The sequence below is a fragment of the Acidiphilium cryptum JF-5 genome (genome assembly GCF_000016725.1).
GTDB lineage: Bacteria > Pseudomonadota > Alphaproteobacteria > Acetobacterales > Acetobacteraceae > Acidiphilium > Acidiphilium multivorum.
Genome location: NC_009484.1, coordinates 387540 through 410008 on the forward strand (window position 1 = coordinate 387540; position 22469 = coordinate 410008).

The following is a 22469-nucleotide window of genomic DNA, read 5'->3' on the forward strand; positions in this document are numbered from 1 at the left end:
GCCGTTCGGCGTGCTGACGCTGGTCACGGCCTGTCTCCTTCATCGCCGCTGTGTCGTGCCGCATCGTCGGAAGGCGGCTTGCCCCGCATGTGCTTGACCACGCTCGCCCCCGCATGCGCGAGAATGCCGGCCCCCGCGGCGCCCGCGACCACCGCGCCCACCTCGTCCGCCGTCGCCTCGATGCCGAATCCCGCGCCGATATGCGAAAGCCGCTGGTAGAACGGGCCATTATCCCAGAAATTGTCCTCGGCGCAGCCGATGCAGCCATGCCCGGACTGGATCGGGAACGACACGCCGCCATTCCACCGCGTCGTCGAGCAGGCGTTGTAGGTGGTCGGCCCCCGGCAGCCCATCTTGTAGAGGCAATAGCCCTCGCGCGCCCCCTCGTCGTCCCACGCCTCGACGAACTCGCCGGCGTCGAAATGCGGCCGCCGATAACATTTGTCGTGGATCCGCTGACCATAGAACATCAGCGGCCGGCCCCGCGCGTCCAGCTCCGGCAGCCGCCCGAACGTCACCATGTAGGTGATCACGCCGGTCATCACCTCCGCGATCGGCGGGCAGCCCGGCACCTTGATGATCGGCTTGCCGGTGATCACCTTGTCGATCGGCGTCGCCGCGGTCGGGTTCGGCCGCGCCGCCTGCACGCATCCCCACGAGGCGCAGGCCCCCCAGGCGATCACCGCCATCGCATCCGCCGCCACCGCCTTGAGCTTCTCGACGAAGGGCTTGCCGCCGACGATGCAGTACATGCCGTCCTCGTTCAGCGGCGGGTTGCCCTCCACCGCCAGAATGTAACGGCCCTTGTACTTCCTCGGAATTTCATCGAGGATCGACTCCGCCTGGTGCCCGGCCGCCGCCATCAGCGTGTCGTCGTAATCGAGCGAGATCATCTTCAGGATCACATCCCGCGCCAGCGGATGGCCCGAGCGGATGAACGATTCCGAACAGCACGTGCATTCCAGCCCATGCATCCAGAGCACCGGAATCCGCGGCTTGGTCTCCATCGCATGCGCGATCCGCGTCGCATAGATCGGGTCGAGCCCGAGTGCCGCGGCGGTCAGGCTGCAGAATTTCAGGAACGAGCGGCGGCTGGTTCCCTGCGCGCGCATCAGCTCATAGAAGGTTCGCGACTCGTCCGGCATGACAGGTCCTCCTCGCCCCGGCGCCACTGGGCTGGTTCTGCCGAAGTGTTTTCTGTTCGACCCAATAATGACGTCATGTTGCGGCCGGCACAGCGAACCTTCATTGATCTAGGTCAAGCCCGGCCAACGCGGAATGGCGTAATGACGTCGCCATGGACAACAGGACGCCCGACCGATCCCCGTCCCACCTCGCCGATGCGGCGAAGGTCTTCGCCGCGATCGACCGCCAGGACGCCGCCGCCTTCGCGTCGCTCTTCGCCAATAACGGCATGTTTGTCTTCGGCAATGCCGCCCCCGTCATCGGCCCCGCCGCCATCCGCGCCGCGGTCACGGCATTCTTCGCCGCCATCCGCGAATTGCGGCACGACATCATCGATGTCTGGCATGTCGGCGATTCCGTCATCACCCAGCTCACCGTGCTCTACCGCCGCCGCGACGGATCGGTGGTCTCCCTTCCGGCCGCCACCATCTGGCGCGTCTCCGATCTCGGCATCACCGACTACCGCATCTACGCCGACCTCGCCCCGCTCGTCGCCCCGTCGGACTGACGGCGCGTCATGGCCTCCTGCCGGATCGAGCGGCGCCTCGCGATCCCGGTCGCCGCGGCCTACGACCTGATCGCCGACATCGAATCCTATCCCCGCTTCGTCCCCTTCTGGCTCTCCGCGACCATCCTCGAGCGCACCGCGCGCCGGATGACGGTGCGCCAGGCCGTCAGCATCATGGGCCTGCGGATGGACTTCGTCTCCGCCGCCACCCTCGACCCGCCGCACCGCATCGCCATCCGTTCGGCCTCGCACCCCTTCCGCGATTTCGCCCTGTCCTGGTCGCTGCGCGAGATGCGCCCGGCGGCAACGCTGATCCGCGCCGAACTCGCGGTCGAATTCGACTCCCGCCCGCTCGATGCGATGGCATCGCGCCTCGTGCCGGTGCTGCTCTGGCGGGTGGTCGCGGCGTTCGAGCGGGAGGCGAGGGGCCGCGCCGCTCACCCCGCGAGAAGATAGGCGAGCGCCAGCAGCAGCCCCGTCGCCAGGTGCACGCCGATGGTGATCGCGTTCACCCCGAGCAGCTCGAACGGCAACCGCGCCCGCTCGCCCGGCGCCGCCCGCCAGCGCCGCACCCACAAGCTCCCCTTGCGCGCAGCGACGAGGGCGAGCGGCAGCGGCAGCAGCGCGAGGAACGCATATCGTGTCGCCAGCGCCGGATCGGCCCGCCCGATCAGCCCGAGCAGCGCGATCAGCCCGAACCCCGCGGCATCCAGCGCCAGATAGGCGCGGAACGGCCGCCGGAAATCGATGTCGCCGCCCGCCGTCTCCGCCAGCCGCACCACCCAGGTCCGCTTGCCCGCCGCCGCATCGGCCGGCGCGTCCTGGAACTGGTTGATCCACAGGATCAGCAGCACGAACACCGAAACCGGCAGGGCGGCCAGCAGCCCCGCCAGCCAGGGCACCGGCACGTGCATCGCCTTCGCCAGCACATAGGCGGTGCCGAGCACGATCACCGGCCCGAAGCCGAGCGGCACCGCGACCTCGCCGAGCCCGCGATAGCTCAGCCGGAACGGCCCCATGGTATACATGATGCCGAGTGCGCAGCCGATCACGCCGAAGCCGAGCAGCGGCGTCGGCGCCAGCGCGTGGCCGGCGAGTGCCGCGTTGATGTGCAGCCCGATCGCGACCGTGCCGCCGAAGCAGATCGCGCTGCCCAGCAGCACTTTCCACGCCGCCACCATCCCGAGCTGGATCGCCCGGCTGCCCCCGGTGAACGGATTGCCGCCAACCTCGTTGCCCTCGTCGGCCCCGGTCTCGTGGTCGCCGTAATCGTTGATCAGGTTCGTCCCCGCCGCCGCCAGCAGAACGCCCGCGATGCACCAGAGGAACAGCGCCCACGGCCAGTCCGCCCCGGTCCCGGCCCGTGCCATCGCGAACCGCGCCACCGCCCCGCCCAGCAGCACCGGCACGATCGCGGCGGTGAAGAACGGTGCCCGCACGGTGCGGATCCACAGCCGCATCCACCCGCCGAGATCGTCCAGCGCCAGCCGCGCGTCGCTGCGCCGGTTCTGCGGCAGCGCCTGCCAGGCGAAGCGCGGCGTCGCCATCCGGTCCACCAGCGCGAGCCGCGTCGGCCGCAGCCGGTAGCAGGCAAATTCTCGCGCCGCCGCGTCATCCGGCCCGGCCCCGCCATGCAGTGCCGCCAACACCCGCCCCCGCGCCGCCGCCTCCCGCAGCTCGACGCAGAAGCCCGTGACCTCCAGCAGGAGCGAAAATAACGGATCGTCAGTCTCGACGATCGCCTGCGCCCGCGGATTGATCGACAGCAGGGCGGCAAGGCGCGAGGCGCGATGGGCGGCGAAGACGAGGTCCTCCCCATCCCGCGCGCAGAGCAGCGGTGTTGCCGACGGGTTGCCGTCGATCGCGCCGGCGATCACCATCCGCCGCGCCTTGTCGAACAGTTGCGCGGTCAGCGCCTGGTCCGCACTCGCCCGCTCCGCGTTGCCGCCGAGGCGCATGGCGCCGAACTGGTCCATCCCGGCCTCCCGTCGTCCCGAATTCCGCGCTCAGCCGCACATGCCGTTCAGATTGACCGGCGCCGTTCCGGCCGGCGCCTTCGGTGCCGCCTGCGGCGCGGCGGGGGCCGCCTGCGGCGCGGCGGGGGCCGCCTCGGGTGCGGCCGGGGCCGGCGCGATCGGCGTCGCCACGATCTCGGGGCAGAGGTTGAGCGCCCGCACCATCGCCGCCTGGTCCGGCCGCGCCGCCGCCGCCTCCAGCGCCTGTCCCCACGCCGCGAGCCCGCCCGTCATCGCCCGCGCCATCACCCCCGAGGCCCGGAGCATCACCGCCGCCTCGGCCGCCTTGTCCGTGGCGTTGCCATACAAGATCACCTGCGGCGAGCGGCGCAGGCGGTTGATCTCCTGCGGCATAGCAAGTTGCGATATCGGAACGTTGCGCGCGTCGCGGATATGCCCGGCGGCGAACTCCTTCGGCGCGCGGATGTCGATCAGCGTGAAATCCCGCCGCTGCGCCATGATCAGCGCCCGCACGCCGGCCGGCGCGATCTGCGTGTCGCCGCGCGCGATCGCCTGCGCCAGCGTCGTCGACGCCGTCGCGCCCGGTGCGGCGGCCAGTGCCGCGCCCGCCGGCGCCATCACGGCGAGCGCCGTCGGCAGCGGCGGCACCGCGGCCGCCGCGGCGGTCAGCAGCGAAAGGAGCGGGGCGTGTTTCGGTGTGCGGGCCATGATGGTTGCGTTCCTTCTAGAAGCGGCCGTTCGGGTTCTCGCCGTCATGGCGCAGGCGGTCGAGCAGGGCGGCGTTAAACTGGTTGTGGAAGCTCCGCCAGCCGGTCTGCTGCCCGGCGGTGACGACGATGTCGCGCAGCAGGAACCCGCCGACCAGCACCAGCACCGAGGCGGTGCCGGCCAGCAGCGCGATCGGCCGGCGCCAGCTCGCCGCCTCCATCAGCAGCGGCAGCGCGAGGCCGAGCGCCATGAACCCGACCCAGAACAGCCCGGTCAGCGCCCCGCCCAGCAGCAGCGCCACCGCCGCCTGCTGCAACGCATTGCCGTTGAGCATGTCGATCAGGAACAGCCCGATCAGCGCCATCTCCGCCAGGATCAGCCCGAGATCGATCCGCCCGAACAGGTGCCGCTCCTTCGCCGTGCGCGCGCCGAGAACGATCACCGCCGCCCCGGTCGACATGCCCGAGACCAGGAACAGCGGCCCGAGCAGCGCCGAATGCCAGAACGGCCGCGCGTTGAACCCCGAAAGCAGCACGCCGGTATAGACGCAGAGCGCGATCCCGAGCGCGACGTTCACCGCCGCCACCGCCCGCCGCGCCGCGACGCTCAGCCCGATCACCCGCCCCGCCAGCGCGCCGATCGCGGGCAGCCTCCGCAGCCATCGCGCCAGCGGCGGAAACCCGGCGTCGATCCCGCCCAGCGCCATCACCGCCAGCGCCGGCATCACCAGCAGCAATATCCACGATCCCCACGACATCGGCGAGGTCACATGCAGGACCGTGTAGAACCGCCACACATTGATCTTGCGCTCGAGGTCGAGGAACAGCGCGCCGAGCCCGACCGCCAGCAGCACCAGCGCCACCAGCGGCGCGCGCCGCGCGGCGAAGGGCGCATCCTCGTCCCGCCGCCCGAGGATCACCGCGCCCGAGCACAGCATCATCCCGCCCGCCAGCCCGCCGAGAAACAGATAGGTCGCGATCTGCCATCCCCAGATCGCCAGATGCGGCTCGACGCGGGGATTCGCCAGAACGCTCGCCAGAACCTCTTCACGCATCCGCCCGTCCTCCGTCCGCCATCCGCACTAACGCAGGTAGAACACGTTGGGCTGGTTGCCGGTCTCCGGCGCCAGCACGTAATGCGCGCGCGTGGCGAGCAGCCGGCTGACCGCGCTGCCCGGATCGTCCAGCAGCCCGAAATGCATCGCATGCGCCGGGCAGGTCGCCACGCAGGCCGGGTCCTCGCCATACTGCACCCGATGGACGCAGAAGGTGCATTTGCCGATATAGCCCTGCGGTTCCATGATCAGCCGGGAATCGTAGGGGCAGGCGGCGATGCACGCCTTGCAGCCGGTGCAGCGCGTCGCATCGACCACCACGATGTTGCTGCCGTTCCAGTACTGGCTCGCCCCGGTCGGGCAGGCGTCGACGCAGGTGGCGTTCGAGCAGTGATTGCACCGCTCCGAGCGGAATTCCGTCTTCAGCTCCGGATACCGCCCCTCGGTGATCTCCACCACCCAGTCATAGCACAGCCCCTCCGGCACGTTGTTTTCCATCCGGCAGGCATCGACGCAGTCGGTGCAGCCGATGCAGGTCTTCGTGTCGATCACCATGGCGAAATGCGGCATCACGCGTTCTCCTTGCGGAACGTCACGAAATTGCCCCGCATGCCGGTGCCGCCCATGATCGGGTCGTAGAGCACCCGCGTCATCAGCGCCGAATCATCGGCGCCGCGCCCGCGCGCGAGCGAAAGCCCCGGCGCCGTGTGGCCGAACCCGTGCACCAGCCACACCGAATCCGGCCGCGTCCGCTCGGTCACCCGCACCCGCACCTTGTTGCTCACCACCCCGTCCTGGTTCACCAGCCGGACATAGGTTCCGTTGCGAATGCCGAAGCGCCGCGCCGCCGTCGGATGGATCCACACCAGGTTCTCCGGCATCAGCTGGTAGAGCACGGGATTGTTCTGCGTGCGGCTGAAACTGTGCTGCGGCGCGCGGCCGTAATTGAGGTGGAAATGATCCGCCGGCGGCGCCTCCGGCCGCGTGTAGCGCGGCAGCGGATCGAACCCCGCCTGCTGCAAGGTTGCCGAGAACAACTCGATCTTTCCGCTCGGCGTCGCGAAGCGCGGCGTCTCCCCCGGCGCGAAATACGCCGGCGTCCGCCGCGGGAAGGCCCTGATCCCGGTCGTCTCCAGCTCCTTCAGCGAGGAGCCTACCTGGCGCAGCTGCCAGTCGATCACCTCGGTGTAATCCGTCCACGGGAAATACCGCCCAAGGCCGAGCCGCGTGCCGATCTCGCGTGCGATCCACCATCCCGGCTTCGACTCCCCGCGCGGCGGCAGCGCCGGTGCCCGCAGCGCGAGCGCGGGATACCGCTCGCCGCTGTTGCGCAGCGGGTCGTGCCGTTCGAGATACGAGCACTCCGGCAGCACCACATCGGCATAGCCGGTCACCTCGGCCGGCTGCACGTCGACCGCGACGATCAGCTCCAGCGACTGCGCGGCCGCCTCCAGCGTCCTGCGGATTCCGGGCATCGTCATCGGCAGGTTGGTGTCGTAGACGATCAGCCCCTTGTAATGCGCGTCCGCCCCGTGCGCGTTGTCGAGAATGACATTGGTCACCGGCGCGCCCGCCAGCGGAAACACCGGCAGCGCGATCTCCCGCCACGACGTCTTCGGCACCGGATAGGCGGGCACCGGATAGGCGGGCAGGGCGACGCTCTCCGGCAGGTAATAGCCGCCCTCGCGGCCCCAGATCCCGAGCAGCCCGGCGAGGATCGCCATCGCCCGCGCCCGCTGCGTGTCGTCGCCCCACCAGGTCGAGTGCCGGCCCGGATGCACCACCGTCGCCGGCGCCGCCGCCGCCATCAGCCGCGCCGTCTCGCGGATCAGCGCGGGCTCGATCCCCGTCTCGCCATAGGCCCATTCCGGCGTGAACGGCGCGACGTGCGCGCACAGCGCCTCCAGCCCCACCGTGTTCCGCGCCACATATCCGGCATCGTAGCGCCGTTCCGCGAGAATCACGTTCATCCACGCCAGCAGCAGCGCGATATCGGTGCCGGGGCGGATCGGCAGCCAGTGATTCGCCTTCCCCGCCGCGACCGAGAAGCGCGGATCGACGACGATGATCGTCGCATCGTTGCGGATGCCGTCGGTGAAGGTCCGCACCTGGCTGTTGTGCAGGTTCTCGCCGATATGCGTGCCGATCAGCACGATGCAGCGCGCCTTCGCCATGTCGGTCTGCTCGGGCGAGCCGAAGCCCTGGCCGAACGTCAGGAAGAACCCGGTGTCGCGCGGCCCGCGGCACTGCGCGAAGGCCGGCTCGGCGATGCTGTCCGAACCGAAGGCGCGCACCAGATGGCTGAAATGCGCCGCCCCCGGCCCGTGCACGAGCGCCGCCAGCCGGTCCGGCCCGTGCTCGCGCGCGATCTTCTCCATCCGCTCGGCCACGAGCCCCAGCGCGTTGTCCCAGCTCGCCACCTCGAAGCGCTGGTCCGCCCCCTTGCCCATCCGCACCAGCGGCCGCACCAGCCGGTTCGGATCGTAATAGGCGCCGACCCCGCCGGTCCCGCGCGTGCAGAGCCGGCCCTCGCAATGCGCATCCTCCGGGTTGCCGGTGATCTTCCACAGCCGCTCGCCGCGCGTGTGAACCTTCGCGGCACAGGCCCAGAAGCAGATATTGCAGACGGTCGGGGTTTCCGTCGCCGGCGCCTCGGTCATCATCCTTTGCCACTCGGCGGGGCGGCTGCACCCGGCGAGGGTCGGGCCGAGCAGCGCGGCCGAGGCGACGGCGGAACTCATCCTGATGAAATCGCGTCTCTGCATGCCGCCTTTTCCATCCCCGCGATGCCGGCGGCTCGGGCGCGCCGCCCGTCATCGCCGGCAACTTGCGTTCGACGGCCGAACCGCCTCATCCGCATGGATGAAGTCAATAAAGCCGCCGATCGTCGCCCGCATTGACCTGCGTCAACGCCTTGCCGCCGCGCATCCAATATTGAACAGCGCGATGCGGTTGCTGCGGCTTCATTTGTCGCCGCGCGCATCGTGATGACGGCGCAACGCCGCGCCGCGGCTCGGCAATGCCGCCCGGCGCGCGAGGAAGGAGCGGAACTTTCATGAACATGCAGACGAGAACAGCCGCCTTGGCCACGGCCCGGCCGGCCGCCGCGATCATGGCATCGCTTTCCGCCGCGGCACTCGGCATCGCGGTGCTGGGCCTCGCCGCCACCGCGCCCGCCCGCGCCGCGCCCGCCTCATCCGCGCCGCCGCTGGTCGATGCCGCCTGGCTGCGCGCCCACCTGCACGACCGCGGCCAGGTCATCCTCGAGGTCTACGACACCGCCACCCAGCGCCCGGCCTACGAGGCCGGCCACATTCCCGGCGCCGTCTTCACCGGCTTCCTCAACGATGGCTGGCGCGTCCCGCGCGACGGCATCCCCGGCATGCTGCCCCCGCCGGAGCAGATCGCCGGCGTCATCGGCCATTTCGGCATCGGCAACGCGACCCGCGTCATCATCGTCCCCGCCGGCCGCGCCCGCGGCGACTTCAACGCCGCCGCCCGCGTGTTCTGGACGCTGCGCATGGAAGGTGCCGACAACGCCTCGATCCTCAACGGCGGCGACCGCGCCTGGTTCGCCGACCCGGCCGATCCGGTCGCCCGCGGCAATGTTCCCCTCCGCCCCGCCGTCTTCGTCCCGCATCCCACCACCGAATATCTCGCGACGATGCCGATGGTGCGCGCGACGCTCGACAGCCACGCCGCCCAGCTGGTCGATGCCCGTCCCCCCGCCCAGTTCGAGGGCCGGGTCAGGGCGCCGGTCGATGCCCGCGCCGGCACGCTGCCCGGCGCGCGCAACCTGCCCTTCTCGGCGGTGCTGACCGCCGATGGCGAGGGCGTGCGCCCGATGCCCGAACTCGCCCAGGCGCTGCACCGCGCCGGCGTCGAGCGCGGCGCGCCGTCGATCACCTTCTGCAACACCGGCCATTTCGCCTCGACCGACTGGTTCGTGCTGCGTGAGGTCCTCGCCAATCCGCGCGTCCGGCTCTACGACGGTTCGATGTCGGAATGGTCGCGCAACCCCGCCCTGCCGATGGTCCCCGGCCACTCGGCCTTCTGAGCGGACCGCGCGCGATGAAACCCGGCCCCCGCCCCGTGTGGAATCCCCATGCCGCCGGGGCGGCGCTGGGGGTGCTGCTGTTCGTCACCTTCCTCGCCACCGGCCACGGGCTCGGCGTCACCGGGGCGACGACCTACGCCACCGCGTCGGCCCTGGCGGCGGCGTCGCCGCGCGGGCTCGCGCCGCACAGCTACCTCGCCGCCTATGCCCGCGCCGGCCTCGATCAGTGGATCGTCTGGGAAGCCGGCGGCATGCTTCTCGGCGGCCTCGCCGGCGCCGCCCTCGGCCGCCGCCTGCGCCCGCGCATCGACGGCCCGCGCCTCGCCGCCTCGCCGGTCCGTCTCGCCCTCGCCCTGCTCGGCGGCACCGCCTCCGGCTTCGGCGCGCGCATGGCCATGGGCTGCACCAGCGGCATGGGCCTGTCCGGCTCGGCGCCGCTCGCCGTCGCCGGCTTCGTGTTCCTCATCGGCTTCTTCGCCGCCGGCCTCCTCGCCGGCCGCCTCGTCGCGCCGCTCTGGGGCGGGGAGGGCGGGCGATGATCCATCTCCCCCTCGGCTGGACCGGCTCGCTCTCCGGCCTGCTCATCGGCCTCGCCTTCGGCGCGATCCTCGAGGGCGCCGGCTTCGCCGACCCGGCGCGCCTCACCGGCCAGCTCCGCCTCGTGGACTGGACGGTGTTCAAGGTGATGTTCACCGCGATCATCGTCGCCGGGACGCTGCTCTACCTGTTCCGCGATCTCGGCCTGCTGCCCTTCGGGCGCATCTTCGTCCCCTCGCTCTATCTCTGGGGCACGCTGCTCGGCGGTGCCCTGATCGGCATCGGCATGGCCGTCGGCGGCTACTGCCCCGGCACCGCCGCCGTCGCCCTGGCCTCCGGCCGGCTCGACGGCCTGGTCTTCCTGCTCGGCATCGGCGCCGGCACGATCCTGTTCAACGGCGCCTATCCCGCCATCGGCGCCTGGGCCTACGCCCGCACCGGCAAGGCGGCGCTCACCCTGCCGCAGCTGCTGCACCTCTCGCCCTGGATCATCCTGCCCGCGCTGCTCGCCCTGCTCGTCGCCGTCGTCCGACTCACCGCCGCCCCCGCCGGCCGGGCGTCATCATGACCGCGCCCGCCCCGCCGCTCGCCGCCCCCTCGCTCGCCGCGGTGGCCGAGGCCGTCGTCGGCCAGATCGCCGCCTGGGCCGCGCGCGGCGAAAGCGCGCCCGCCCGCCTGCTCGGCCCCGGCGGCGAATTCGTCGAATGGGCGCACTACCCGCAGCCCGACGCCATCGCCCCCGCCAGCGCGTGGCGCTTCTTCTACCACGCCCACGCCGCCCGCCAGCGCCCCGCCGCCGAGCACGGCCATTTCCACATCTTCGTGCCGCCGCCCGCGGGAGCCGGCGGATTTTCCCATCTCGCCGGCATCTCGGTCGATGCGCGGGGCCTGCCGCTCCGCCTTTTCACCACCAACCGCTGGGTCACCGGCGAGGTCTGGCAGCCCGCGCCCGCGCTCATCGCCCGGCTGCGCCGCCCCGGCCTGCACGATGCCGAACCCTCCGACGTCGCCCGCTGGCTCGACGGTCTGCTGATCCTCTTCGCCGACGAGATCGCCGCCCTCCTCCTCGCGCGCGACCGCCGGCTCGCCGGCCCGTCCGGCGCCGCCGACCCGGCCCGCCTCGACGATCACCGCCTCCGCCTGCCGAGCCGCCGCCGGATCAGCCTGGCGGCGCGGCTGAGGAGGCTCGCTCCGCGATCCGCCCCGCCCGCCCGCGCCGGATCGCGGCCAGCCACAGCCCCGCCAGCATCAGCGTGATGATCATGCCGAGGCCCGACCAGTGCGCGTCCAGCATCGCCGCCACCCGCGCCGCCCCGGTCCCGAACCCGTCCCCCGCCAGGCCGAGCAATTCCGCGCCGCCGACCACCACCGCGATCGCGGCCGATACCGCCGTGAGCGTCACGTTGTAGCGCCGCCGGGCCCGCCCGTCGCGCAGCGCCCAGCCATAGGCCCGCGTCATCAGCGCGCTGTCGGCGGTATCGACCAGCGACATCCCGGCGGTGAACAGCGCCGGCAGCGCCATCAGCCGCCACGCCGCGATCCCGTGCGCCGTCCCCGCGGCCGAGAGCGCGAGCAGCCCGATCTCCGTCGCGGTGTCGAAGCCGAGGCCGAACAGGAACCCGATCGCATACATGTCCCGGCTCCGCCGCACGAGGCGGAACAGCGGCCGCGCCAGCCAGCTCAGCACGCCCCCCGGCGCCGCGCCGCCGCGCGTCTCCGCCCGCAACGCCACGAGATTCGCCCCGGCGATCAGCGCCAGAAACCCCACCGAGACGATCGTTCCGATCCAGGCGCCATCGCGCGTCACGGCGTCGAGATGCCCCCGCAGCGCCCCCGCGCCGAACGAGACCGCCGCCGCCAGCAGCACGACGACGCTCGAATGCCCGAGCGAGAAGAACAGCCCGGCGAGGCTCGCGGCCCGGCCGCGCCCGGCCAGCCGCCGCACCGCATTGTCGATCGCCGCGATATGGTCCGCGTCCATCGCGTGCCGCAGGCCGAACAGCCAGGCCAGCCCCGCCATGCCGAGCAGCCGCGGCGCCCCGCCGAACGCCGCCGCCGCCCAGATCCAGGCGGCGACATTGGCGGCGCCGAGCCCCCACAGCACCCGCCGCGCCGATGCGTCCGCGCCCGGTTCTGCCTGCCGCTTCGCCGCCATCCGGCCTCCTCGACATCCCGCCGGCACGCCGCCCGCGGTCCCGTCACCCGAGGAGTCGCAGGAACCGGCGCTTCCTGTCGATGACGCAGGTCAAGCCGGCGGGTGCCGCCGGCGGAAACCGCTTGCCCACCCCCCGGCTTTCATGTTCCTGTTCCGTTCATGGATGTCGCCGCCCGCTTCGCCGCCCTGATCGAAACGCTTTGCGGCGCCGTCGCCGCGCGCGGGGCAAAGGGCGCGTTCGGCGCCGCGAACGGCGCGCTGGTCGTGCTGCTCTGGTCCCGGCTGCGCCGCGCCGTCCGCCGGTTCGCCATCCTCGCCGCCGGCGCGCCGCCGCCCCGCCGGCGCGCATCGCGCCCACGTCATCGGGCGGCGCGGACTCCCGCCGTCGCGCTGCCCCGCCGCGCCGCCTGGCTGCTCGCCCCGGTGCCCGAGGCCAGCGCCGTCGCCGGCCGGCTGCGCGACCTGCTCGAAACCCCGGAAGCCCGCGCCCTCATCGCGTCCGAACCGCGCGCCGGCCGCCTGCTCCGTCCGCTCTGCCGCGCGCTCGGCCTCCGGCTGCCCGCCTGCCTGCGTCTGCCGCCCCGATCGAGGCCCGCCGTCGCGCCCGCCAAAGCTCGCGCCGCTGCGCCGACTACCGCCACGCCGCGTCCCGCGCCGGCGCCGCGCCTGTCGCCCCGCCGGCCCGTCCGGCCCGGCCCGCTTCACACCCGCGCGCCGCCGGTCCCGTCCTGATCGCCTTCAGGTCGCGGCGATAGCGCCGCGCTCCCCGGACATCGCGGCGAAACCGCCGCCCGGCTGCATCCCTCGGGGCGCGGCCCGCATCCGCCTGCCGGGCCGGAATGCCGCCCGGTCAGTCGTTCGACCCGCCGAGGCTCGTGCCGCTGGCCGGCCCATTCTGCCCGGCATCGGGGTTCGGCAAAGGCTGCGCGCTGATCCCCTGGTCGGGGCTGTAGTGCGGCGCCGCCATGCCGCCCACCTCGCCGGCGGGCGAATAGGCGAGCCAGTCGGGCAGGCTCCTCTGGATCTGGTATTGCAGCTCGACATTCATGCTGCTCATCATCGTCTTGGTCAGGTCGTAGAGCGCGGCGCGCATCCGGTCCGGCGACTCGTTCGTCGGCGCGGTCTCGCTGCGCGAGACGGTCGCCTCGGCATAGCCGACGCGCTGGCCGTTGCTGGTCCGCACGTTGAGATCGACCGTCATGGTGCCCACCAGCGTGTCGCCCACCTGGTGCAGCGAGGCCTGCCGGATGACGAACGAGGCCGAGCCGGGGCTGCCATTCGCCACCAGCCGCTCATGCGCCATGCGCTCCAGCACGCGCGCCGGCGGCTCGGGGGCGAGGTCGATCATCTTCGCCGCGTCCGGTCCGGGCCGGTAATCGTCGCGGATGCGGATGCTGGCGACCTTCAGGGTGATCGGCGGCAGGTAGGAATAGTCGAGCCGGGCGAAGGTCGTCGGCGCCGGCGCCTCGGTGGCGCAGGCCGACAGCGCCAGCGGCGCCAGCACGATCCCGGCGAGGGCGAGGCGCCTCATGACGCGCCTCCCGGCTCGCCGGCCGAGGCGGCAGCGGCGATCTCGCCGCGCGGGAAGCGGAAATCGACATTGCAGAATTCGCACGTCATCGTGATGTCCCCGTCGATGGTCATGTGATCGAGATCGTCTCCGGAAAACCCGCCCAGCACGTCCGAGAGCCGGGCGCGCGAGCAGCGGCAGCCATAGGCGAGCGGCCGCGGCCGGTCCACCGCGACGCCCTCGCCGTGAAACAGCCGGTAGAGCACGCGCTCCGGCGGCAGCGTGTCGTCCAGCAGTTCCTCGTCGGTGATCGTCGCGGCGAGGATCTTCGCGGTGCGCCAGGCTTCCTCCTGCTCGGCCTCGCTCACCGCGGGGTCGATGCCGCCGGCGCCGGCGATCCGCTCGATCACCAGCGCCGCGGCGCGCCAGCCCGCCGGCGTCTCGGCGGCGGCGAGGTGGATCTGGCAGGGCAGCTGCTCGGAGGTCTCGAAATAATGATGCGCCATGTCCGCGAGGCTCTCGCCCTCGAGCGAGACGATGCCCTGGTGGCGCTCCATGTCCGGCCCCTGGTCCACCGTGAAGGCGAGGTAGCCGTCGCCCATCATCGCCCGCGCGGTGGCCTCTTCCGGTAGCGCGATCTCGTCGGACAGGCGGGCATAGCCGCGCAGCGCCCCGCCATCGGTGCAGTCGGCGAGCAGCAGCGGCACGGCGCCGTCGCCCTTGGCCTGGAGCGAGAAACTGCCGGTGAATTTCAGCGCGGTGGCGAGGCTGGCGACCAGCGCCAGCGCCTGGCCGAGCAGGGCGCGCACGTCGGGCGCGTGGTCGTGCCGGGTCAGCAGCGCGTCGGCGAGCGGGCCGAGCCGCACCAGCCGGCCGCGAACCGGCTGATTCGGGAGGAAAAACGGCGTGACACCGCGGGGCACGGCAATATCGGGCACGTCGGGCCGGGTGCGATCGAGAAAGGGCGGCAATTCGGTCATGGCCGTTAAATAGAGGCACTGCGCCCGTTTTGCCATCGCCGACGGCGCGGCGCGCGATGCTGCGATGCAAAATCGCCGGCGGCGCGGCGGGTCGACCTCACGAAACCGCTTGCCCGACGCCGCCGCGCAAGCTAGCGAGGCAGCATGGCTGAGCATGATGATGGCGATCTGATCGCCGCGATCCGGGGGCTGGCGCGGGCGAACGTTCTTGTGGTGGGCGACCTGATGCTCGACCGCTACGCCTATGGGCGCGTCGAACGGATCAGCCCGGAGGCGCCGGTGCCGATCCTGACCGTGACGCGCGAGATCGCGATGCCGGGCGGGGCGGGCAACGTGGTGCGCAACCTCACCGCGCTCGATGCGGCGGCCGCCTTCGTCTCGGTGGTGGGCGACGACCAGGAAGGCTCCGACCTCACCGCGCTGATCGGCGGCCAGCCGAATGTCGAGCCCTGGCTGCTGGTGGAAACCGGCCGGGCGACGACGGTGAAGACGCGCTACATCGCCGCCGGCCAGCATCTGATCCGCGCCGACCGCGAACTGGTGATGCCGCTGACCGACAAGCTCGGCGAACGCCTGCTCAAGATCGCCTCCGACGCGATGGCGGCGACCTCGGTCACCGTGCTGTCGGATTATCGCAAGGGCGTGCTGGCGCCCACGATCGCGCGCAACCTGATCGCCAGCGCCCGCTCGATCGGCCGCACCGTGATCGTCGATCCCAAGGGGGCGGACTGGTCGCACTATGCCGAGGCCGACGTGATCACGCCGAACCGCCGCGAACTCGCCGAAGCGGTCGGGCGCGACCTGCCGGACGAGGCCGCCATCGTCGGGGCGGCGCGCGAGGTGATCGGCCGTTTCGGCTTCGGCGCGGTGCTCTGCACCCGCTCCGAGGACGGGATGAGCCTCGTGACCGTCGATACGGTCCGGCATTATCCGGCCGAGGCCGCGGAAGTCTACGACGTCTCCGGCGCCGGCGACACGGTGGTCGCGGTGCTCGCGGCGGGGCTGGCGAGCGGCCTGCCGCTCGAGATCGCGGCGCGGCTGTCGAACATCGCCGGCGGCCTCGTGGTGGGCAAGGTCGGCACCGCCGTCGCCCGGCCGGACGACCTGGTCGACGCGGTGAAGCCGGCCTCCGGCGCGCTGCGCAAGGTCGTCACCAGGCAGGCCGCCGCCGAGGCCGCCGAGCGCTGGCGCCAGCGCGGCTGGCGCATCGGCTTCACCAATGGCTGTTTCGACCTGCTGCACCCCGGCCATGTGCACCTGCTCGAACAGGCGCGCGCCGGGTGCGACCGTCTCGTCGTCGGCCTGAACGCCGACAGTTCGGTGCGCCGGCTCAAGGGCGCGACGCGCCCCGTCCAGCCCGAGGCGGCGCGCGCCGCCGTGCTCGCCTCGCTCGCCAGCGTCGACCTCGTCGTGATCTTCGAGGAGGACACGCCGCTCGACCTGCTCTCGGCGATCCGGCCCGATGTCCTGGTCAAGGGCGCGGACTACACGCACGATACCGTGGTCGGCGCGCGCGAGGTCGAGTCCTGGGGCGGGCGCGTCATGCTCGCCGAGCTGCTGCCCGGCCATTCCACCACGGCAACGGTCACCCGCCTGCGCAGCTGAACGGCGCCGGCGCGCTTGCATCCCGCGCCGTCCCGCCCCCATATCGGTGTCTGGTCCTGTTAACCGGGCGCCGTTCCCGGAACGATCCGGCGGACACGGACATGTGCCGGCTTTGCCGAAAGCCCGCGCTGCGGTGGTCCCGTCCGGTCGCGTCGCGGCGCCGCATTCCGGAGTGTCGCCATGGCCGTCAATTCCCGGCAGTTCCGCATTCACCCGAGCGTTCCCGTCGACCTGTCGTCCTGGCCGACAGCCATCGACCCGCTCTTCGATTCGAAGCACGACTACCGCGCGGAACTGGATGACCACATCAAGCGGCTCAGCGAGATGCAGCAGCTGCTCTACGCCTCGAACCGCCATGCCGTGCTGATCATCTTCCAGGCGATGGACGCGGCCGGCAAGGATGGCGCGATCAAGCATGTGATGTCCGGCGTCAATCCGCAGGGCTGCCAGGTCTTCAGCTTCAGGCACCCGAGTGCCATGGAACTCCAGCACGACTTCCTCTGGCGCACGACGCGCAACCTGCCCGAGCGGGGGCGGATCGGCATCTTCAACCGGTCCTATTACGAGGAGGTGCTGATCGCGCGCGTGCATCCCGAGATCCTCGCCAACGAGGGCGTGCCGGAACCGCCGTCGGGGGTCGGCTCGATCTGGGAGCACCGCTACCGCTCGATCAACGATCTCGAACGCCACCTCTCCGGGAACGGCACGAAGATCGTCAAGATCTTCCTGCACATCTCGAAGGAGGAGCAGTTGCGCCGGCTGATCGCCCGGATCGACGATCCCTCGAAGAACTGGAAGTTCAGCACCGCCGACGTCGAGGAGCGGAAATTCTGGAACGACTACATGGCGGCGTATCAGGACTGCCTGAACGCGACCAGCACGGTCGAGGCGCCCTGGTACGCGGTGCCGGCGGATGACAAGCGCAACGCCCGCCTCATCATCTCGAACATCCTGCTGGAGACGATGCAGGAGCTCGACATGAACTATCCCGAGGTGAGCAGCAAGCGGAAGAAGGAGCTCGCCCGCATCCGCGAGGATCTCGCGAAATCCTGACGCGCCGTCAGGCCTTCCTGCGCTCGCCACCCAGATAGGCGGCCTGCACCTCGGGCGAGGTCAGCAGCGTCTTCGCGTCGTCCTCGATGACGAAGCGGCCGACCTCGAGCACATAGCCGCGATCGGCGAGTTTCAGCGCGCTGCGGGCGTTCTGCTCGACGATCAGGATGGTGACGCCGCTGTTGGCGATCTCGCGCAGGGTGCGGAAAATGCCCTGGACGATGATCGGCGCGAGGCCGAGGCTCGGCTCGTCGAGCAGCAGCAGGCGGGGCTTCGCCATCAGCGCCCGGCCGATCGCCAGCATCTGCTGTTCGCCGCCGGACATCGTGCCGGCGAGCTGGCCGCGGCGCTCGGCGAGGCGGGGGAACATCTGCAGCACGAAGTCGAGCGAGCCGGCAACCTCGCCCGCCGGGCGGGTGAAGGCGCCGAGGCGGAGATTCTCCATCACGCTCAGCGTGCCGAACACGCGCCGCCCCTCGGGCGACTGGGCGATGCCGAGGCGCACGATCCTGTCCGCCCCCAGGCGGGTGATGTCGGTCCCCTCGAAGACGATCGAGCCGCCGCGCGGCGTCAGCAGCCCCGAGATCGTGCGCATCAGCGTGGTCTTGCCGGCGCCGTTGGCGCCGAGGATCGCCACGATCTCGCGCGTTTCCACCCGCAGCGAGACGCCCTTCAGCGCCTCGATCTGACCGTAATTGACCTTGAGGTCGGCGATTTCGAGCAGGCTCACGATACGCCCTCCTCCTCGTCGTCATCGCGCCCGAGATAGGCCTCGATCACCTGCGCGTCGTTGCGGATGTCGTCCGGCCCGCCCTCGGCGATCTTCTGGCCGAAATTGATCACCACGATCTTGTCGGCGACGCTCATCACCACGTTCATGTCGTGCTCGACCAGCAGTACGGTGATGCCGCTGTCGCGGATGCCGAAGATCGTCTCGCTGAGAGCGGCCGATTCATTGTCGTTCAGGCCGGCGGCCGGCTCGTCGAGAATGATCATCTTGGGATCGGCCGCCAGCGTGCGGGCAAGTTCGACGCGGCGCTGCACGCCGTAGGGCAGCGAGACCGCGCGGTCATGCGCGAACCGGTCGAGATCGAGCCGGCGCAGGATCTCGTGCGCGCGCTCGGCCAGTTCAGCCTCCTCCCGCCGCTGCGACGGCAGGCTGAGCAGCCCCTGCCACCATTGCTGGCGCACCCGCAAATGGCAGCCGGCGCGGACGTTTTCCAGCACCGACATTTCGGGAAACAGCCGGATGGTCTGGAAGGTCCGCATGATGCCGGCGGCGGCGACGAGATGCGGGCGGCGGGCGGTGATGTCCTGCCCCTCGAAGCGGATGCTGCCCTCGGTCGGCCGGTAGACGCCGGTGATCATGTTGAACACGGTCGTCTTGCCGGCGCCGTTCGGCCCGATCAGGGCGACGATCTGCCCCTTGTCGACGGTGAAGGAGAGCCTGTCGACCGCGCGCAGCCCGCCGAAGCGGATGCCGACCCCGTGGAGTTCGAGCAGCGCGCTCATGCCCGCGCCCCCCGCCGCGGCCACAGGCCCTGCGGGCGCAGCACCATCACCAGGATCATCGCGAAGCCGAAGACCAGGTAGCGGTATTGCGCGAAGTCGCGGAAGACCTGGGGCAGCACGAACATCAGCGCGGTGCCGAGCAGCACGCCGGGAATCGAGCCCTGGCCGCCGACGATGACGATGGCGAACAGCGTCACCGATTCGGTGAACTTGAAGGAGGACGGGCTGACCGTGGAGAGCTGCACCGCGAACAGCGTGCCGGCGAGCCCGGCGAGCCCGGCGCCGATGGCGAAGGCGAGCGTCTTCACCTTGCGCGGATTGACGCCGATCGTCGTCGCGGCGAGTTCGTCCTGCTTGAGATAGCGCAGCGCGCGGCCGAATTCCGAGCCGTCGAGATTGCGCATCAGCACCAGCACGATGCCGAGCACCACCCAGTCGAGCCAATACATCGCGCTCTGGCTCTCGATCGGCAGGCCGAACAGCGAGGGCACGCCGATGCCGGTGATGCCGTCCGACCCGCCGGTGAGGCCGAACAGGTTGTTCTGCATCGCCAGCACGAAGATCGCGTTGAAGCCGATGCTGGCGACCAGCAGGTAGTCGCCGCGCAGGCGGATCAGCGGGGCGGCGAGCAGGGCGCCGAAGGCGGCGGCCAGCAGGATGGCGAAGGGGATGGTCAGGAAGATCGGCCAGTCGAAGGTGACGTTCAGGATCGCCGTGACATAGGCGCCGATGCCGAAATAGACGGCGTGCCCCATGTCGAACATGCCGGCGCGGCCGAGAATGATGTCTTCCGACAGGGCGACGATGCCATAGATCGCGAAGATCGCGGCAACCGAGACCCAGGCGCTGTTCAGCACGACCGGCAGAAACAGGCCGAGGATCCAGACGGCGATGCCGGTGTTGCGGCTTGCGGATGCGCTCATCACACCTTCTCCGCGACGCGTTCGCCCAGGAGTCCAGAAGGCCGCACCAGCAGGATCCCGATCAGCAGCGCGAAGGTGATCGCATCCTGCCAGGAGCTGGAGATGTAGCCGGCGGCGAAGGCGTTGAAGAGGCCGAGCAGGATGCCGCCCAGCATCGCCCCCGGAATGTTGCCGATGCCGCCGAGAATGGCGGCGATGAAGGCGTAGAGCCCGTAGGTCCAGCCCATGGTGAAATAGACTTCGCGGTAATAGACGCCGATGAACAGCCCGCCCACCGCGCCGAGCGCCGGGCCGATGACGAAGACGCTGGCGATCACTCGGTTGACGTTGATGCCCATCAGCCGCGCGGCGTCCTGGTCGATCGCCGCGGCGCGGATCGCGGTGCCGAAGCGGGTGTGGTTCACGAACAGGTAGAGCGCCGCCATCAGCAGGAAGGAGACGATGATGATCATCACCTGCACGAAGCTGATCGAGGCGCCGGCGATGTGATAGGTCGTCGTCGGCAGCAGGCCCGAGGGGAACACGCTGACCTGGGGGCTCCAGATCAGCATGATTCCGTTCTCGATCAGCAATGACGCGCCAAGTGCCGAGACCACGGCGGCGAGGCGATCCGCCTTGCGCAGCGGCCGGTAGGCGGCGAGTTCGAGCACGACGCCGGCCACCGCCACCACCACGATCGCCGCGACGAAGGCGAGGATCAGCAGGGCTGCGCCGGGATGGCCGGCACCGCCGAGCGAGGTGAGGAAGGTGAGGCCGATGAAGGCGCCGAGGATGCAGAGATCGCCATGGGCGAAATTGATCAGGCGCATCACGCCATAAACCATCGTGTAGCCCAGCGCGATGAGCGCGTAGATGCCCCCGACCGTCAGGCCGTTGAAGACCTGCTGGATGAACGTTCCCATGACGAAACCTCCCCCCGGCGCGACCGGCCCGTCAGCCGGCCTTGGGCGCCGGATAGACGATCTTGTAGCTGCCGTCGGCCTGCACCTCGAAGGCGGTGAACGGGCTGCCGACGCGCTCGCCCTTGTCGTTCCAGCGGAACTGGCCGGTCAGACCATCGAAGCTCTTCATCGTGTGCAGGTAGTGCTCGAGCTTCGCCGGCTTGACGCTCTTGGTCTGCTCGATCGCCTGCATCACCGCGCGCATGCCGTCGGCGTTGGTGAGGGTGAAGACCGAGGGCGGGCTCTGGTGATATTTCGCCTTGTAGGCTGCGACGAAGGCCTTGGCGGTGGGGTAGGGGAGCTGTTCCGGACCGGGCACGTTGACGATGATGGCGCCCTTCGCCGCGGAGCCGGCGATCTTGCCGAAGGCGACGTTCTGGTTGGCGTCGCCGCCGACGAAGGTCGCGGTGATGCCGAGCTGGGCCATCTGCGCCTTGATCAGGCCGCCATCCGAATAGTAGCCCGAGAAATAGATCGCATCCGGCTTCAGCGCCTTCAGCTTGGTCAGCACCGGGGTGAAGTTCTGCGAGCCGGCGGTGATGAAGGCCTTGTCGATCACCTTGCCATGGTCGGCCTTGATGTTCTTGATGACCGCATCGGCGAGGCCGGTGGCGAAGCTCGAATGGTCGGTCAGCACGGCGATGCGCTTGAAGTGGCGGACATCGATCAGGTATTTCGCGGTGAACTTCGCCTCCGCGCTGTTCGGCGCCGCGTTGCCGAACCAGGTCTTGTAGCCGCGCGAGAGCAGCTTGTTGCTGGTGCCGTCCGAGGTCTGGATGACGTTCGAGCGCGCATAGATCGGCTCGGCCGCGAGTGCCGCGCCGCTGGTGTAGGAGCCGATCACGGCGATCACGCCGTCATTCACGAGCTGGCGCGCGCAGATGGCGGCCTGGGAGGCCTTGCCCTCGTCGTCGCAGACCTTGACCTCGATCTTGCGGCCCAGCAGGCCGCCCTTGGCGTTCTGCTGGTCGGCGAGCAGCTTCACGGCCTTCTCGATGCCCTGGCCCTCATCGGCGTAGGCGCCGGTGATGGGCGCCTGCACGCCGATCTTGATCGGCCCGGAGGCCGCGTGGGCAATGCCATACGGCGCCGCCAGAGCAACGGCCGCCGCGAGCCCGATCCCCATCTTACGAATCATCCTGATCTCCTTTTTTGATTGATTGGTCCGAGCCTGTCGCAACAGGATCGGCTTGGCAACCTTCCAGCCACGGATCGACCGCCCGGTCGGCCGCCAATCCGGCGGCCGGGCGCAAGCGGCCCGACGGCCTTCCAGCAGGAAATGCCGGTTCGACGCAACCGGCGATGCCGCAAGTGCCGCCCGGGAGCCACCACAAGCCGACGAGGGACGTAAACGCGATCCACATCCTGCGGGCGAGGCGGAAGATTTTTCACGAATCCGCGATGTCGGCAAATCTGCGCGAAAGGTCGAGAAGTTTCTCATGGTTAAATATAATCGGCCAAACTTGGACGCGACCCAGCCGCCCGATTTTGATGGAGGGGACCGCTTGCCAAGCCGAACGAACCTGAGTAATAGCGCCTTCACGGAGCGCGGGCGTAGCTCAGGGGTAGAGCACAACCTTGCCAAGGTTGGGGTCGAGGGTTCGAATCCCTTCGCCCGCTCCAGTTTTCAAACATATTTCCGGTATCCGAAGCGAACGAGTTGCGATGATGTCGCTCGTCGTTTTCGCGCGCCGTCACATCCTGGCGCTGTCACCTGCCCGTGGGACAGTTTCATCACGTCGGCAGAATGCCCGGCGCGCGGCGG

24 protein-coding genes and 1 tRNA gene are annotated in these 22469 nt (G+C 70.4%); 10 read left to right on the top strand and 15 right to left on the bottom strand.

Annotated features, from left to right (window positions below):
* Positions 1–23: 23 nt before the first annotated feature.
* Positions 24–1145, bottom strand: a complete 1122-nt coding sequence (locus tag ACRY_RS04155; RefSeq protein WP_011941459.1) for a hydrogenase small subunit — start codon at positions 1143–1145, stop codon at positions 24–26.
* A 152-nt stretch (positions 1146–1297) separates the two neighbouring features.
* On the opposite strand from ACRY_RS04155, the gene ACRY_RS04160 reads away from it, so the two are divergent.
* Both ACRY_RS04160 and ACRY_RS04165 read left to right on the top strand, forming a co-directional pair.
* The gene (locus ACRY_RS04160) at positions 1298–1693 is read left to right on the top strand and encodes a nuclear transport factor 2 family protein (protein WP_011941460.1); all 396 of its coding nucleotides are present in this window, start codon (positions 1298–1300) and stop codon (positions 1691–1693) included.
* Positions 1694–1702: 9 nt separating this feature from the next.
* Positions 1703–2149, top strand: a complete 447-nt coding sequence (locus ACRY_RS04165) for a type II toxin-antitoxin system RatA family toxin (protein ID WP_007422462.1) — start codon at positions 1703–1705, stop codon at positions 2147–2149.
* Here ACRY_RS04165 and ACRY_RS04170 read toward each other — a convergent pair.
* From ACRY_RS04170 to ACRY_RS19585, 6 genes are all read right to left on the bottom strand, one after another.
* Entirely contained in the window at positions 2131–3669 is a 1539-nt protein-coding gene (locus tag ACRY_RS04170) for a prenyltransferase (RefSeq protein ID WP_011941461.1), read from the bottom strand. The genes ACRY_RS04165 and ACRY_RS04170 overlap by 19 nt on opposite strands.
* Positions 3670–3699: 30 nt before the next feature.
* Positions 3700–4377, bottom strand: a complete 678-nt coding sequence (locus ACRY_RS04175) for a rhodanese-like domain-containing protein (protein WP_011941462.1) — start codon at positions 4375–4377, stop codon at positions 3700–3702.
* A 16-nt stretch (positions 4378–4393) separates the two neighbouring features.
* Entirely contained in the window at positions 4394–5431 is a 1038-nt protein-coding gene (nrfD, locus tag ACRY_RS04180; RefSeq protein ID WP_011941463.1) for an NrfD/PsrC family molybdoenzyme membrane anchor subunit, read from the bottom strand.
* 27 nt (positions 5432–5458) lie between these two features.
* Positions 5459–6001: a 4Fe-4S dicluster domain-containing protein gene (locus ACRY_RS04185; RefSeq protein ID WP_011941464.1), complete on the bottom strand. Its 543-nt coding sequence runs from the start codon at positions 5999–6001 to the stop codon at positions 5459–5461.
* Positions 6001–8196, bottom strand: coding sequence for a molybdopterin-containing oxidoreductase family protein (locus ACRY_RS04190; protein ID WP_011941465.1), 2196 nt, complete (start codon positions 8194–8196; stop codon positions 6001–6003). The genes ACRY_RS04185 and ACRY_RS04190 overlap by 1 nt, the downstream gene beginning before the upstream one ends.
* Positions 8197–8299: 103 nt before the next feature.
* Complete coding sequence (locus ACRY_RS19585; protein ID WP_196796296.1) at positions 8300–8545, bottom strand: hypothetical protein; 246 nt, start codon at positions 8543–8545, stop codon at positions 8300–8302.
* Here ACRY_RS19585 and ACRY_RS04195 point away from each other — a divergent pair.
* The 4 genes from ACRY_RS04195 to ACRY_RS04210 are packed head-to-tail and all read left to right on the top strand — an operon-like array spanning position 8544 to position 11282.
* Positions 8544–9488 carry a sulfurtransferase gene (locus ACRY_RS04195; protein ID WP_231295333.1) on the top strand — a complete coding sequence of 315 codons (945 nt, stop codon included), beginning with the start codon at positions 8544–8546 and terminating at the stop codon, positions 9486–9488. The two genes, ACRY_RS19585 and ACRY_RS04195, sit on opposite strands and share 2 nt — an antisense overlap.
* Positions 9489–9502: 14 nt before the next feature.
* Positions 9503–10027, top strand: coding sequence for a YeeE/YedE thiosulfate transporter family protein (locus ACRY_RS04200; protein ID WP_013639350.1), 525 nt, complete (start codon positions 9503–9505; stop codon positions 10025–10027).
* Positions 10024–10593: a YeeE/YedE thiosulfate transporter family protein gene (locus tag ACRY_RS04205; protein WP_011941467.1), complete on the top strand. Its 570-nt coding sequence runs from the start codon at positions 10024–10026 to the stop codon at positions 10591–10593. The genes ACRY_RS04200 and ACRY_RS04205 overlap by 4 nt, the downstream gene beginning before the upstream one ends.
* A complete protein-coding gene (locus tag ACRY_RS04210) occupies positions 10590–11282 on the top strand; it encodes a DUF6969 family protein (RefSeq protein WP_043509041.1) in 693 nt (230 codons plus the stop codon). The genes ACRY_RS04205 and ACRY_RS04210 overlap by 4 nt, the downstream gene beginning before the upstream one ends.
* Here the strand turns inward: ACRY_RS04210 and ACRY_RS04215 are convergent.
* Entirely contained in the window at positions 11185–12180 is a 996-nt protein-coding gene (locus ACRY_RS04215; RefSeq protein ID WP_011941468.1) for a HoxN/HupN/NixA family nickel/cobalt transporter, read from the bottom strand. The genes ACRY_RS04210 and ACRY_RS04215 overlap by 98 nt on opposite strands.
* Positions 12181–12339: 159 nt before the next feature.
* Here ACRY_RS04215 and ACRY_RS04220 point away from each other — a divergent pair, with 159 nt between their 5' ends.
* On the top strand, positions 12340–12912 hold the full coding sequence (locus tag ACRY_RS04220; RefSeq protein ID WP_043509042.1) for a hypothetical protein: 573 nt from the start codon (positions 12340–12342) through the stop codon (positions 12910–12912).
* A 118-nt stretch (positions 12913–13030) separates the two neighbouring features.
* Here the strand turns inward: ACRY_RS04220 and ACRY_RS04225 are convergent, their stop codons facing one another.
* Positions 13031–13711 carry a hypothetical protein gene (locus tag ACRY_RS04225; RefSeq protein WP_007422736.1) on the bottom strand — a complete coding sequence of 227 codons (681 nt, stop codon included), beginning with the start codon at positions 13709–13711 and terminating at the stop codon, positions 13031–13033.
* The gene (locus tag ACRY_RS04230) at positions 13708–14670 is read right to left on the bottom strand and encodes an Hsp33 family molecular chaperone HslO (RefSeq protein ID WP_035186357.1); all 963 of its coding nucleotides are present in this window, start codon (positions 14668–14670) and stop codon (positions 13708–13710) included. The genes ACRY_RS04225 and ACRY_RS04230 overlap by 4 nt, the downstream gene beginning before the upstream one ends.
* 144 nt (positions 14671–14814) lie before the next feature.
* On the opposite strand from ACRY_RS04230, the gene rfaE1 reads away from it, so the two are divergent.
* On the top strand, positions 14815–16275 hold the full coding sequence (gene rfaE1, locus ACRY_RS04235) for a D-glycero-beta-D-manno-heptose-7-phosphate kinase (protein WP_007422737.1): 1461 nt from the start codon (positions 14815–14817) through the stop codon (positions 16273–16275).
* Positions 16276–16455: 180 nt separating this feature from the next.
* Positions 16456–17328 (top strand): ADP-polyphosphate phosphotransferase, encoded by an 873-nt coding sequence (locus ACRY_RS04240; protein WP_007422738.1) that lies wholly within the window; start codon positions 16456–16458, stop codon positions 17326–17328.
* A 7-nt stretch (positions 17329–17335) separates the two neighbouring features.
* On the opposite strand, the gene ACRY_RS04245 is transcribed toward ACRY_RS04240, so the two are convergent.
* The 5 genes from ACRY_RS04245 to ACRY_RS04265 are packed head-to-tail and all read right to left on the bottom strand — an operon-like array spanning position 17336 to position 21842.
* Positions 17336–18061 (bottom strand): ABC transporter ATP-binding protein, encoded by a 726-nt coding sequence (locus tag ACRY_RS04245; protein WP_408735332.1) that lies wholly within the window; start codon positions 18059–18061, stop codon positions 17336–17338.
* Complete coding sequence (locus ACRY_RS04250; protein WP_011941472.1) at positions 18055–18840, bottom strand: ABC transporter ATP-binding protein; 786 nt, start codon at positions 18838–18840, stop codon at positions 18055–18057. Before ACRY_RS04250 ends, ACRY_RS04245 begins: the two co-directional genes overlap by 7 nt.
* Positions 18837–19763, bottom strand: coding sequence for a branched-chain amino acid ABC transporter permease (locus tag ACRY_RS04255; RefSeq protein ID WP_011941473.1), 927 nt, complete (start codon positions 19761–19763; stop codon positions 18837–18839). The genes ACRY_RS04250 and ACRY_RS04255 overlap by 4 nt, the downstream gene beginning before the upstream one ends.
* Positions 19763–20665 (bottom strand): branched-chain amino acid ABC transporter permease, encoded by a 903-nt coding sequence (locus ACRY_RS04260; protein WP_011941474.1) that lies wholly within the window; start codon positions 20663–20665, stop codon positions 19763–19765. The genes ACRY_RS04255 and ACRY_RS04260 overlap by 1 nt, the downstream gene beginning before the upstream one ends.
* 31 nt (positions 20666–20696) lie before the next feature.
* Entirely contained in the window at positions 20697–21842 is a 1146-nt protein-coding gene (locus ACRY_RS04265) for a branched-chain amino acid ABC transporter substrate-binding protein (RefSeq protein ID WP_011941475.1), read from the bottom strand.
* A 410-nt stretch (positions 21843–22252) separates the two neighbouring features.
* On the opposite strand from ACRY_RS04265, the gene ACRY_RS04270 reads away from it, so the two are divergent.
* Positions 22253–22327: transfer RNA gene (locus tag ACRY_RS04270), tRNA-Gly, on the top strand.
* The last annotated feature ends 142 nt before the right edge of the window (positions 22328–22469 follow it).

Bases quoted from the DNA above. Each gene is read 5' to 3' on its own strand.
- ACRY_RS04155 (WP_011941459.1), bottom strand. From the start codon at position 1,145: ATGCCGGACGAGTCGCGAACCTTCTATGAGCTGATGCGCGCGCAGGGA.
- ACRY_RS04160 (WP_011941460.1), top strand. From the start codon at position 1,298: ATGGACAACAGGACGCCCGACCGATCCCCGTCCCACCTCGCCGATGCG.
- ACRY_RS04165 (WP_007422462.1), top strand. From the start codon at position 1,703: ATGGCCTCCTGCCGGATCGAGCGGCGCCTCGCGATCCCGGTCGCCGCG.
- ACRY_RS04170 (WP_011941461.1), bottom strand. From the start codon at position 3,669: ATGGACCAGTTCGGCGCCATGCGCCTCGGCGGCAACGCGGAGCGGGCG.
- ACRY_RS04175 (WP_011941462.1), bottom strand. From the start codon at position 4,377: ATGGCCCGCACACCGAAACACGCCCCGCTCCTTTCGCTGCTGACCGCC.
- nrfD (WP_011941463.1), bottom strand. From the start codon at position 5,431: ATGCGTGAAGAGGTTCTGGCGAGCGTTCTGGCGAATCCCCGCGTCGAG.
- ACRY_RS04185 (WP_011941464.1), bottom strand. From the start codon at position 6,001: ATGCCGCATTTCGCCATGGTGATCGACACGAAGACCTGCATCGGCTGC.
- ACRY_RS04190 (WP_011941465.1), bottom strand. From the start codon at position 8,196: ATGCAGAGACGCGATTTCATCAGGATGAGTTCCGCCGTCGCCTCGGCC.
- ACRY_RS04195 (WP_231295333.1), top strand. From the start codon at position 8,544: ATGGCATCGCTTTCCGCCGCGGCACTCGGCATCGCGGTGCTGGGCCTC.
- ACRY_RS19585 (WP_196796296.1), bottom strand. From the start codon at position 8,545: ATGATCGCGGCGGCCGGCCGGGCCGTGGCCAAGGCGGCTGTTCTCGTC.
- ACRY_RS04200 (WP_013639350.1), top strand. From the start codon at position 9,503: ATGAAACCCGGCCCCCGCCCCGTGTGGAATCCCCATGCCGCCGGGGCG.
- ACRY_RS04205 (WP_011941467.1), top strand. From the start codon at position 10,024: ATGATCCATCTCCCCCTCGGCTGGACCGGCTCGCTCTCCGGCCTGCTC.
- ACRY_RS04210 (WP_043509041.1), top strand. From the start codon at position 10,590: ATGACCGCGCCCGCCCCGCCGCTCGCCGCCCCCTCGCTCGCCGCGGTG.
- ACRY_RS04215 (WP_011941468.1), bottom strand. From the start codon at position 12,180: ATGGCGGCGAAGCGGCAGGCAGAACCGGGCGCGGACGCATCGGCGCGG.
- ACRY_RS04220 (WP_043509042.1), top strand. From the start codon at position 12,340: ATGGATGTCGCCGCCCGCTTCGCCGCCCTGATCGAAACGCTTTGCGGC.
- ACRY_RS04225 (WP_007422736.1), bottom strand. From the start codon at position 13,711: ATGAGGCGCCTCGCCCTCGCCGGGATCGTGCTGGCGCCGCTGGCGCTG.
- ACRY_RS04230 (WP_035186357.1), bottom strand. From the start codon at position 14,670: ATGACCGAATTGCCGCCCTTTCTCGATCGCACCCGGCCCGACGTGCCC.
- rfaE1 (WP_007422737.1), top strand. From the start codon at position 14,815: ATGGCTGAGCATGATGATGGCGATCTGATCGCCGCGATCCGGGGGCTG.
- ACRY_RS04240 (WP_007422738.1), top strand. From the start codon at position 16,456: ATGGCCGTCAATTCCCGGCAGTTCCGCATTCACCCGAGCGTTCCCGTC.
- ACRY_RS04250 (WP_011941472.1), bottom strand. From the start codon at position 18,840: ATGAGCGCGCTGCTCGAACTCCACGGGGTCGGCATCCGCTTCGGCGGG.
- ACRY_RS04255 (WP_011941473.1), bottom strand. From the start codon at position 19,763: ATGAGCGCATCCGCAAGCCGCAACACCGGCATCGCCGTCTGGATCCTC.
- ACRY_RS04260 (WP_011941474.1), bottom strand. From the start codon at position 20,665: ATGGGAACGTTCATCCAGCAGGTCTTCAACGGCCTGACGGTCGGGGGC.
- ACRY_RS04265 (WP_011941475.1), bottom strand. From the start codon at position 21,842: ATGATTCGTAAGATGGGGATCGGGCTCGCGGCGGCCGTTGCTCTGGCG.